The sequence below is a fragment of the Methylibium rhizosphaerae genome (assembly GCF_006386545.1).
GTDB classification, from domain to species: domain Bacteria; phylum Pseudomonadota; class Gammaproteobacteria; order Burkholderiales; family Burkholderiaceae_C; genus Pseudorivibacter; species Pseudorivibacter rhizosphaerae.
The window spans coordinates 1-1,688 of sequence record NZ_SWAR01000108.1 but is presented as its reverse complement, the minus strand read 5'-3'; the positions used below and the strand labels follow the sequence as shown (position 1 = coordinate 1,688).

The 1,688-nt window shown below is 59.8% G+C and carries 2 protein-coding genes; both read left to right on the top strand.

Annotated features, from left to right (window positions below):
- Positions 1-124 precede the first annotated feature (124 nt).
- Positions 125-457, top strand: coding sequence for a hypothetical protein (locus E8D38_RS27560; protein ID WP_140637472.1), 333 nt, complete (start codon positions 125-127; stop codon positions 455-457).
- 632 nt (positions 458-1,089) lie between these two features.
- Positions 1,090-1,461, top strand: a complete 372-nt coding sequence (locus E8D38_RS27550) for a hypothetical protein (RefSeq protein ID WP_181179545.1) — start codon at positions 1,090-1,092, stop codon at positions 1,459-1,461.
- Positions 1,462-1,688 lie beyond the last annotated feature (227 nt).

Genomic DNA, 1,688 nt, shown 5'->3' with positions numbered 1-1,688 from the left:
AGGATTCAGACATCGCTGTGAGGCCACGCACCGCGTGGTTCACGGCGTACGCAATGTCATCGTGGCGTTGCATCGGTTCAACTCGAGCGACGGCGCTCATTGATCAGCGCATCCTTAGGCCTCCATGAAGAACCAGCGTTGGCCGTCGCAAGTGAGCACAGTCTGGCTGATCGGCAATGCGCTCGTTGCAGCGGCATTCTTATTTGCGGCTTCGCACACCTGGATCGAACCCGAACTGGCCGATGTGCCTGGCGCGAGCGGCGGGGCGGGCGCGGTGTGGTTTATGACCGCGGTGCCCATATTCATTCTCGCCACGGTTGTCAATTTCGCGGTTCTCACTTGGTGTTGTGTCATGCGGCTCAAGCGTGGGGCATGGCCCGCTACGTGGTCCTCATGGCTTGTGGTATTTGTCTGGGTCGCTGTGCTCTTGCTCGACAATTCGCGTCATGGTGCCTAACCCCTCCATCGAGCGGACGTGCCACGGCAGGCTTCGCCTACCGCGTCACGCCGCTCATGTCGAACGTTGGGCGTCACACAACACAACCAAGGCCAATCCGCGTATATAACTCTCCGAGTGAAATGCCCACCACACACGAGTGCGCTTCTCTCTCACACCATGAAACTGAATCCAACCGAACTCAAAGTTCTTGCGTCACTGCGAAGACAACATGAGGGATGGAAATCCACTCGCGTCATTCTGTTGATCCTGCACTTTGCCGTTCTCGCGTTCGGTGTCTGGCTAGTGGCGGCTCGTAACGAGACAGCAGGAGTCGCCATTGTGGCAATTGGAGCGTACGGCCTGTCCTACGCACTCAGCGGCTGGCATGGACGCCCGGAGATCGCACTCCTGTTCAGGCTCGTTGAGCACGCCACCTCAAGCGATGATGCCTAACCCCTCCATCGAGCGGACGGCCCCAAGCAGCCTGCGGCTGCTTGCGTCCGCCGCTCATGTCGAACGTTAGGTGCCTCATGCTCGTAGTGCAGGTCGTGGAGATTCTGTGGACCAAGGCTACTCGTGGTGCGCCGAGGTCGAACGAGCGGGTCATGCTTCCAAGGGTGTTCCCCATCGTAAGTGGTCGCGGTGAATGCATGGTCCAGCGCCACCGCATAGCTGAGTGGGAAGAGTTCTCTCCCAAGCTAGTCAAGGCTGGCGAGTCGCTCCCCCTTCCAGGGAGCGTCGACGTGCTGCGAATCTCGCGTCACTCGAACGGATCCTTCACGCTTGGCGTTCTGGGTACACCAAACGCTGCTCAACCGAAACGTCGCCCCATCCAACGAGCGGTTGATGTGGCATCGGGTCAGTATGTGTGCATCACTATCAACGCCCGGCACACAACGTATTCTGGGCAGTACTACTCCGAAACGGTGTACAACGTCGCGTGCGGCGAAGAGGTGGAAGGCAATCGGTTCCTGCTTGGCCCGCCAGACCATGACGTCGATCTCAAAGAAAACCTCTTCTGAGCCGGCGACGGCGCCTAACCCCTCCATCGAGCGGACCCGCAACGGCGGGGCGCGGTGGTGCGCTTCGGCCACACTCGCGGCGCCGTTGCGGTCCGCTCATGTCGAACGTTAGAAGGCTGCAAATGCGTCTCGCCCCCATCATCGTTGCAGGCTCGTTTCTGTTGAGCGGCGCAATCATTGGCGCGGCTCTGTGGTCCACCCCAGCAATGCGTCACGAGTTTGCCAAC